Origin of the sequence: Cohnella boryungensis, from assembly GCF_042651945.1 — a bacterium.
Lineage (GTDB): Bacteria > Bacillota > Bacilli > Paenibacillales > Paenibacillaceae > Cohnella > Cohnella boryungensis.
On record NZ_JBHSED010000017.1, the window covers coordinates 127865 to 136241 of the forward strand.

Below are 8377 nucleotides of genomic sequence, written 5' to 3' on the forward strand. Positions count from 1 at the left end.
ATGAAGCGCTTTAACCCCGTTATATAGGTTGTATACCTAAAATATGTATGTAATATATGAGTTAGATTAATTAACGTAGACACGCAAAGAAAGGCCAGGAACAACTCTCCCTGACCTTTCTATTCAGCTACTCTTAACCGTGCGAAGAGGAAAATCCGACGTCCTTGTGGGCCGATTCCCGATACGATGTCGCGCTTACTCCGCTGCCGCGTTTGAAAGCTCTGCAGAAGGTGCTGGCAGAATGATAGCCTACCTGCTCCGCGATCTCCCCTATTGGCTTTGAGGTGAGCGCGAGAAGCCTCTTGGCTTTGTCCATTCGCAAGTTCTCCAAGTATTCGGAGATATTAACGCCCATCTGTTCTTTGAAGAACTGTGACATGTACCCCTTCGAAATGTGCATGTGGTCCGCAACAGAGTCGAGACTCATGCTTGCCTGCCCGTAGTGCTCCTGCAAATAGGCTACGATATCGTCGATCAATTTTACGTTGCGGCTTTTCTTGCGTCTGTCGATCTCTCCGCAGATGGACAGGAACATCTCCATCGCGCTGCCGTAGGCTTGCTTGGGATGATCGGTTGCGCTAAGCTGATGGATCAATTGTTTGATATCGTCCCGGCCGCGCAGCATAAGCTGATCCTGAACCTTGACCAAACAACTGACGATTTCAAAGAAAAATAATTGCTGCATCGCGAGAGGAAGGCTCCGATTCTGGAAGTTCTCCAGGAAAAGCGAGTGAAGCAGCTTCCGAACCTCTTCCGTCTCTCCGGCTTTCGTATAATTGATCAAGCGGCTCTCCGCTTCTCCCGGAAAATAAAAGCCGTCGTCCCCGTTGGTCAGATCGCTGAACCAAACGACTTGTCCCGCTTCTTCGTAGTCGATCGCGGATAACGATTGCCGCGCCTCCTCATAGGAACCGGTGACCTCCAGCAAGGACGAGCGAAATCCTCCGATCGAGAAGTGCAGCTTGATCGGGAAGCGAGATTGGATATTCGCCTTGATCATCTCAAGGTTCCGCTCGATCATTTGCCTGAATAGCAGGCTGTCTCCGCTGTAATCCATGAACAATAAGGCGATTTTGTCTTCCGCGATGTTATGGGCGAACCGGGGGTCCTCCAGCGTCGCGCGCAGCGATTCGTTAATCAGCACCCTCTCGATATCCAGCTTTTGCAGGACGTCCTCATTAAACCCGTGCCCGCCGCTATGGAAATGAAGAATACCGACCGCATAGCCCGCGCCGTTAATCTCTACGCCTTGGTGCTTCAGCAGGGCATTGATCTCGTTCGTGGCGAGGAAGTCTCCCTTAAGCAGCCGCCCCATGAACGATTCCCACAGGATTGGAGCTTGACGGTCAATCGCGTTCTGAAGAGCGTCGTTGTTATCGATCAGCTGATGGAGCGAATTCTGAATGAATCCATACATATCCTTCGGACGCCGGGATTCTCCTCCGTTAATCCGCTCCGTCAGGGTCGATATGATCTTGAACAGCGGCCTGCCGTTGCGCGTCGCGAATAAGTAGGCCAGAACGATTCCGATGACGAGAAATACCAATAAAATCGCAGTCGTCGTATGCTTGATCGACGCCATTTTCCCCAGCACGACATGAGGCGGTTGAGCGACGACGTAAGACCATCCGTTGTAGGACGACGTCGTATAGGTGACCATCATGTCGTTAGTGGTCTTGCTGGCTTCGATGATTCCCGATTTGTCCGGGAAAGCGCCGATATCGAAATTCGGAACGCCTCCATCTCCCGACAATGAACTGACTACGCGCCCTTTGTCGTCCAGAATGTAGGCCCATCCTCCGTCGGATACGTCAATGCCGCCGAGCAACGACTCCAGATTGCGGTTGTTGACTAGTACCACAAGAGCGCCTTGAATGCGTTTCGGATAACCCAAGGATTGCACATAGGTCAGCATCTTCTGAGGCTTCTCCAGATAGTTCGTCATGCCCGCGGCCATAAGCTCCCGATTGCGGTAAGTGCCGAACAGATCGCTCTTCCACGTCTCGTAATCCATATCGGAATAAGACAGCACATGACGATAGAACGACTGCAGCTCGTACGTCGAATTGCTGGATAACGCCAGCTCGCTGTTTTTGAATACCAGATAATAATCAAGAACGAAGTTATTGGACGCGCTGTAGGTGTAGAGATTTTTTTGCGTTTCGATGACCTTGTACGCATTCTTGCTATTGAACGGATCGCTCACGCGCTGAAAGCTCTGCACCATGGGATCGTTCGATAATTGCAAGGCGATTCGATTAATCTCGGAAAACCGATTGTCCATCGTCCCCTTCACTTGTTCCAGCAGCTGCGTATTGTTGCGCGTGACTTCCCCCTTGACTACGTCGTAGGTTTGGCTATAGAACAACCACCCGAGAAACAAGGCAAATAGCATGAACAAGATATAGGGCACCATAAAGCGAACGAACAGGTGTTGTTGTCTCAAGCGCTTTTCCAGCAGCATCATCTACCGTCCTTCCCTTCCCCGGCACTCCCTGGACTACTCTTCGCAAATATAAAGACATTGTAAGCGCACACACTTTCATTATCAAGCTTTTTTCTGACTGCCTGCCGCAATACACATACGCTCAAACCCCTCTATTGGCAATCGCTGGAGCATTCCGAATCATCGATACTTCCCCGAACGGCGCGCCATCCCAGCCATGAATCGTCACAGCTCGGAACCTCTTTAAACATTATAACGTTATATTGTTATTTTTGAATTCTGTGCTATCCTTAGGGATGAGGGAAATCAGATCTGTTATGCAAAAGGCAGGGATTCTATGCGAGAAAGACTCATACTGCGCAATTTGAAGCTGACCGACGAACAGGCTGTCGACATCGCCGTTGAAGAGGGTATTATCGCCGCAATCTCGAAGCCCTGGAGCGGCCACGGGAACGTGGAATACGACGGAACCGGACTGTACGTCTCAAGCGGCTGGATCGATCTGCACGTCCACGCGTTCCCTGAATTGGATCCTTACGGGGACGAGATCGACGAGATTGGCGTTCGACAAGGCGTCGTGACGATCGTAGATGCCGGAAGCTGCGGAGCCGACCGGATCGCGGAGCTGGCTGCAAGCGGCAGCCGTGCCCGAACGAACCTGCTCGCCTTTCTGAACATTTCCAGTATCGGGCTGAGCCGGATCGACGAATTGTCCGACCTGGCCTGGATAGACGCGAAAAAAACGATTCAGGCCGCACGGCAGCACCCGGACTTTATTGTTGGTTTGAAGGCGCGAATAAGCCGGAGCGTCGTCGGGGACAACGGCATTGAGCCGCTGCGTCTTGCCCGTTCTTTGTCGGATGCTACGGAGTTGCCGATCATGGTTCACATTGGATCGGGGCCGCCGGACATCGAAGATATCGTCCCCTTGCTGCGAAAGCGCGACATTATCACCCATTACCTAAACGGTAAAAAGAATAATCTCTTTGATGCGGAAGGCAGTCCGCTTCCCGTTCTGACGGATGCCATTCGGCGCGATGTCCGACTGGACGTCGGTCACGGCACCGCGAGCTTCTCGTTCGCAGTCGCCGAAGCCGCAAAGCGGCATGGCATCGCGCCTGATACGATCAGCTCAGACATCTACCGGGGAAATCGGCTGAAGGGCCCCGTTTACAGCCTGGCGAACGTGATGACGAAGTTCCTTGCCCTGGGCTATCCGCTCGGAGAGGTTGTCGCGGCTGTGACTGTACGCGCAGCAGAGTGGCTGGGCAAACCGGCCCTCGGCCGGATTCATGAGGGAGAGGCCGCGAATCTCACCCTTTTCAAGGTGGCAGACCGATCGGCTTCTCTTGTAGATTCTGAAGGTGCGGAGAGAATTGCGGACAAATGGATTGAACCCAAAGGAGTTGTAGTCAATGGAGCATTCATGTCATGCTAAATACGGGCTTAAGCGAGTCGTCAACGCAAGCGGAAGAATGAGCGTCATCGGAGTATCGGCTCCTACCGATACGGTCATGGATGCCATGAAGAGCGGCGGGCAAAGCTATGTCGAAATCGCCGATCTCGTTGACAAAGCCGGAGATCATATCGCCCGGATTCTCGGATCGGAAGCGGCTGTTGTCGTGAACTCGGCATCGAGCGGCATCGCGCTCTGCGTCGCGGCCGTCGTTACGCAAGGAGACAGGCGCAAGAGCTTGCGTCTGCACCAGGAGCCGATTCGGAAAAACGAAATCATCCTCTTCAAGGGTCATAACGTGCAGTACGGCGCTCCTGTCGAAACGATGGTGTACCTGGGAGGGGGCCGAGTGCTTGAAGTGGGCTATGCGAACGAAGGCAAGGCTTGGCATATCGAAGAGGCGATCTCGGAAGACACAGCCGCCATCCTCTATGTCAAATCGCACCATTGCGTGCAGAAAAACATGATTTCCGTCGAGGAAGCATGGGAGGTTGCCCGCAAGCATGGCGTACCGCTCATCGTTGACGCTGCGGCGGAGGAGGATATCCAGAAGTACGTGAGATACTCGGATCTCGCGATCTACAGCGGCTCGAAAGCGGTCGAAGGTCCTACATCCGGCATCGTCGGAGGCAAGAGGAAGCTTGTGGAGTGGGTGAAGACGCAATTGCACGGCATCGGCCGCAGCATGAAGGTCGGCAAGGAGTCGTATTTCGGGCTGCTTCAAGCTCTCGACGAATATATCGTCAAGGAAGATACGAGCGAAGCGGAGATCGCAACTCTTCAAGCGCTGCTTCCCCTTAACGAGCTGCAAGGCGTCGGGATATCGATCGTTCAAGACGAAGCTGGCCGAGCTATTTTCCGCGCGCGGGTGCATATCAATCCACAGCAAGCGGGTACGACGGCCGGCCGTATGGCGGCGGAGCTGCAGAATGGTCCAATCGCCATCTATACGCGCGACTATGGTGTTAAGCAAGGCTACTTCGACCTCGACCCCCGTTCATTGCGAGGCGACGACATTCAAGTGATCGCGGCCAGAATCCGCGAGCTGGCAGGAGGCAATTAATATGGCAAATATAACGAATCGTCTTTACAAGAATCGGGCGGCGCTGAATGTATTGGCCGGCAGCGTGGACAACGCTGAAGCCGTGTTCGAAGCGGCGGAAGGTTTCGTGCTGGTTGGCGTGCTCTCCAAAAACTACCCTACGGTTCAAGCGGCAGTGACAGCCATGCGCGAATACGGGCGGGCGATTGAAGACGCGGTATCTATCGGGCTCGGCGCGGGAGACAACCGTCAGGCCGCCGTCGTCGCGGAGATCGCGAAGCATTATCAGGGCACTCATATCAATCAGGTATTCCCGTCCGTCGGCGCTACGCGAGCCAATGTCGGCGATCAGGGCAGCTGGATCAATGCGCTCGTCGCCCCGTCAGGGCAAGCCGGTTACGTGAATCTATCAACGGGACCGGCCAGCGCCGCACTTGGCGAAGCCGCGATCGTTCCCGTCAAGTCGGCTATCGCCCTCGTGCGCGACATGGGCGGCAATGCGCTTAAGTACTTCCCTATGAACGGCCTCGTGCGCGAGGACGAATATCGTGCCGTTGCCAAGGCGTGCGGCGAGGAAAGCTTCGCGCTGGAACCGACGGGCGGCATCGATTTGGACAACTTCGAGCCTATCCTGCGGATCGCCCTCGAAGCTGGGGTTCCCCAAGTCATCCCTCACGTCTACTCCTCGATCATCGACGAAGCGACGGGGCAAACCAAGCCGGGCGACGTACGTACGCTGCTCGCTGCGATGAAGAAATGGGTCGATCGCTATGCCTAAGAAAATCGCCGCTTTCGGGGAGGTCATGATGCGCCTGCAGGTGCCGGGATACGACATGCTGTCCCAAGCCGACACCTTGCGGTACTCGTTTTCCGGCACCGGCGTAAACGTCGCGTCGGCATTGGCGAGGTTCGGTCACACCGGATATTTGGTTACCCGATTGCCCGAGAACCCGCTCGGCGAAGCCGCGCTCGCCTATTTGCGCAAGCTCGGCGTAGCTCCGCCGTTCGTGGGACGCGGAGGCCGATATATCGGCATGTATTTCCTAGAGAACGGCTTCGGCGCAAGGCCGAGCCGCGTCACCTATTCGAATCGATCGGAAAGCAGCTTCAACACAGCGCCGCAGGACGCTTACGATTACAATGCAATCGCTAGGGAGGCGGATGTCGTGCATTTTTGCGGCATCACTCTGGCCATGAACGACCTCGTCAGGACGCACATGAAGACGCTCGCGAGTGTCGCCAAGGCCAACGGCCGTACGGTGGTCTTCGACTGCAACTACCGGCCAGTCCTCTGGGGAGATGCCGGCTATTCGCTGGCCAAGCCCCATTACTCCGATATGCTGCGCCTCGCCGATATTGTCTTCATGAATGAGAAGGATGCCATTCATCTTCTTGGCATGAAGACTGATCGGGAGAATTGGCGGGACCAAGTGAGCGAGCTGATCCCCGCCGTTGCGCGAGAATACGGGATCTCTGTTATTGCAGGTACACACCGCACGATTAATGAAGACCTTACGCACTCGCTGCAAGGCTTTATGTACAAGGATAAGGCCTTTGTTTTTTCCAGGGAGCTCTCTTTCGCCGTCTATGATAGAATTGGAGCAGGAGACGCTTATGCGGCCGGAATTGTGCACGGAGAGATGGAGGGCCTGACGCCCGACGTCACCGTTAACTTCGCCGCGTCGGCCGCCATGCTCGCGCATACCGTCGCGGGAGATACGCCGATGGCCTCGGAGCCGGAAGTGCTGAGAGCCATGACGGAAGCGATAAGCGATATAGAAAGGTAGCGGTTGTACGATGAACCTGTCCCGGAACAAACGTCCTTTATATTTGCAAATCAAAAGCATTCTTAAAGATCGCATCCTGCACGGCCACTATCCTCTCGAAACAAACATCCCTTCCGAGCCCCGGCTGGAGGAAGAGTTCGGCGTAAGCAAAATTACCGTTCGCAACGCAATCAAAGAGCTTGTCCAGGAAGGCTATCTTGAGACGAGCAGCGGCAAAGGAACGAAGGTCGTTCGGAACACGTCAACGTCCAAACGTTCTACCTCGCAGAGATTCACGGAAGTGCTTGTCGAAGAAGGACATCGGATGAGAAAACAATTGCTCAGCGCCCAACTGATCCGCTGCGAAGAAGGAACCGAGCCCTGCCGGCTGTTCGGACCGGAATGCCTCCGCGTCGAGCGTTTGTATTTTTTGAACGACGTTCCTTATATCCAATATACGCATTACCTCCCTTCACGCCTTGCGAACGCGAAGCATTCGGTCCTGGATGCGCAGTCCCTTTACGGATGGCTTGAAGACCACCGAATCGAGCTGAAGAGCTTCCGAGACGAGTTTTCCGTCGCCTTCCCTCCGGATACAGCCGCCGCGGCGCTGACGCTCGCAGGCAGTACTCCTGTCCTGAAGAGAGTTCGTCACTCTTGCGACGAATCCGGTCAGATCGTGGAATATAGCGAAGGCTACTATAATACGTCCATGCAGCACTACGTGATCAATTATGAAATGTAGAAACAGCATTAGCGTGTGACTTAGTGTGTGTCTTGCATAGCCAAAAAAAGCGGCCTATGACCTGCAATTCCAGTAATGGAACCATGCAGTACAATAGGCCGCTTTCGTTTCATTCACGCCGCAAAGATCAGATCGATCAGGTCATCAGATAACATATCAGATAACATATAAATTAAAAAACTCCTAAGATCGTTTGATCTTAAGAGCCTGATGTTAGTATGTGGTGCGCGTAGAGGGACTTGAACCCCCACGGTCGCCCGCCAGATCCTAAGTCTGGTGCGTCTGCCAATTCCGCCATACGCGCATGTTACAGGATATCCTGTCTGTCAGACAAACAGAATGGTGAGCCATGAAGGACTCGAACCTTCGACACCCTGATTAAAAGTCAGGTGCTCTACCAGCTGAGCTAATGGCTCAAGAATGGCTGGGGATCTAGGATTCGAACCTAGGAGTGACGGAGTCAAAGTCCGTTGCCTTACCGCTTGGCTAATCCCCAACGGTAGGAAATTAATGGTGGAGGCTGAGGGGATCGAACCCCCGACCCTCTGCTTGTAAGGCAGATGCTCTCCCAGCTGAGCTAAGCCTCCACGATAATTCTCTTCCAGAAAACAATTGGTGACCCCTAGGGGATTCGAACCCCTGTTACCTCCGTGAAAGGGAGGTGTCTTAACCGCTTGACCAAGGGGCCATGTATGGTACGGAAAATGGAGCTCTCAACCGGGATCGAACCGGTGACCTCATCCTTACCATGGATGCACTCTACCTACTGAGCTATGAGAGCATGGCATCTATACCTATGCATAGCTAAGAGAGACATAACTTCCAGCCTGGCAACGTCCTACTCTCCCAGGACCCTGCGGTCCAAGTACCATTGGCGCTGGAGGGCTTAACGGTCGTGTTCGGGATGGGTACGCGTGGAACC

At 54.1% G+C, this 8377-nt stretch carries 6 protein-coding genes, 6 tRNA genes and 1 rRNA gene; 5 read left to right on the forward strand and 8 right to left on the reverse strand.

The window, feature by feature from the left end; translation table 11 throughout:
• Positions 1–133: 133 nt before the first annotated feature.
• Entirely contained in the window at positions 134–2467 is a 2334-nt protein-coding gene (locus ACFO1S_RS11550; protein ID WP_204606306.1) for a helix-turn-helix domain-containing protein, read from the reverse strand.
• A 316-nt stretch (positions 2468–2783) separates the two neighbouring features.
• Between ACFO1S_RS11550 and ACFO1S_RS11555 the strand changes: the two genes are divergently transcribed.
• The 5 genes from ACFO1S_RS11555 to ACFO1S_RS11575 are packed head-to-tail and all read left to right on the forward strand — an operon-like array spanning position 2784 to position 7455.
• Positions 2784–3884, forward strand: a complete 1101-nt coding sequence (locus ACFO1S_RS11555) for an amidohydrolase/deacetylase family metallohydrolase (protein ID WP_204606305.1) — start codon at positions 2784–2786, stop codon at positions 3882–3884.
• Positions 3862–4965, forward strand: coding sequence for a DgaE family pyridoxal phosphate-dependent ammonia lyase (locus ACFO1S_RS11560; RefSeq protein WP_204606304.1), 1104 nt, complete (start codon positions 3862–3864; stop codon positions 4963–4965). Before ACFO1S_RS11555 ends, ACFO1S_RS11560 begins: the two co-directional genes overlap by 23 nt.
• A gap of 1 nt (position 4966) precedes the next feature.
• On the forward strand, positions 4967–5722 hold the full coding sequence (dagF, locus tag ACFO1S_RS11565; protein ID WP_204606303.1) for a 2-dehydro-3-deoxy-phosphogluconate aldolase: 756 nt from the start codon (positions 4967–4969) through the stop codon (positions 5720–5722).
• On the forward strand, positions 5715–6731 hold the full coding sequence (locus tag ACFO1S_RS11570; RefSeq protein WP_204606302.1) for a sugar kinase: 1017 nt from the start codon (positions 5715–5717) through the stop codon (positions 6729–6731). The genes dagF and ACFO1S_RS11570 overlap by 8 nt, the downstream gene beginning before the upstream one ends.
• Positions 6732–6741: 10 nt before the next feature.
• Positions 6742–7455, forward strand: coding sequence for a GntR family transcriptional regulator (locus tag ACFO1S_RS11575; RefSeq protein WP_204606301.1), 714 nt, complete (start codon positions 6742–6744; stop codon positions 7453–7455).
• Positions 7456–7676: 221 nt separating this feature from the next.
• On the opposite strand, the gene ACFO1S_RS11580 is transcribed toward ACFO1S_RS11575, so the two are convergent.
• The 7 genes from ACFO1S_RS11580 to rrf form a co-directional block, all read right to left on the reverse strand.
• Positions 7677–7759: transfer RNA gene (locus ACFO1S_RS11580), tRNA-Leu, on the reverse strand.
• A gap of 36 nt (positions 7760–7795) precedes the next feature.
• A tRNA-Lys gene (locus ACFO1S_RS11585) sits at positions 7796–7871 on the reverse strand.
• A gap of 5 nt (positions 7872–7876) precedes the next feature.
• Positions 7877–7951, reverse strand: a tRNA-Gln gene (locus tag ACFO1S_RS11590).
• Positions 7952–7966: 15 nt separating this feature from the next.
• A tRNA-Val gene (locus tag ACFO1S_RS11595) sits at positions 7967–8042 on the reverse strand.
• 26 nt (positions 8043–8068) lie between these two features.
• Positions 8069–8143, reverse strand: a tRNA-Glu gene (locus ACFO1S_RS11600).
• Between the two features lie 17 nt (positions 8144–8160).
• A tRNA-Thr gene (locus ACFO1S_RS11605) sits at positions 8161–8236 on the reverse strand.
• Positions 8237–8280: 44 nt separating this feature from the next.
• Positions 8281–8377 (reverse strand): 5S ribosomal RNA (gene rrf, locus ACFO1S_RS11610); the annotation flags it as partial.

Coding starts and splice junctions, on each gene's coding strand:
- ACFO1S_RS11570 (WP_204606302.1), top strand. CDS start 5,715: ATGCCTAAGAAAATCGCCGCTTTCGGGGAGGTCATGATGCGCCTGCAG.
- dagF (WP_204606303.1), top strand. CDS start 4,967: ATGGCAAATATAACGAATCGTCTTTACAAGAATCGGGCGGCGCTGAAT.
- ACFO1S_RS11560 (WP_204606304.1), top strand. CDS start 3,862: ATGGAGCATTCATGTCATGCTAAATACGGGCTTAAGCGAGTCGTCAAC.
- ACFO1S_RS11555 (WP_204606305.1), top strand. CDS start 2,784: ATGCGAGAAAGACTCATACTGCGCAATTTGAAGCTGACCGACGAACAG.
- ACFO1S_RS11550 (WP_204606306.1), bottom strand. CDS start 2,467: ATGATGCTGCTGGAAAAGCGCTTGAGACAACAACACCTGTTCGTTCGC.
- ACFO1S_RS11575 (WP_204606301.1), top strand. CDS start 6,742: ATGAACCTGTCCCGGAACAAACGTCCTTTATATTTGCAAATCAAAAGC.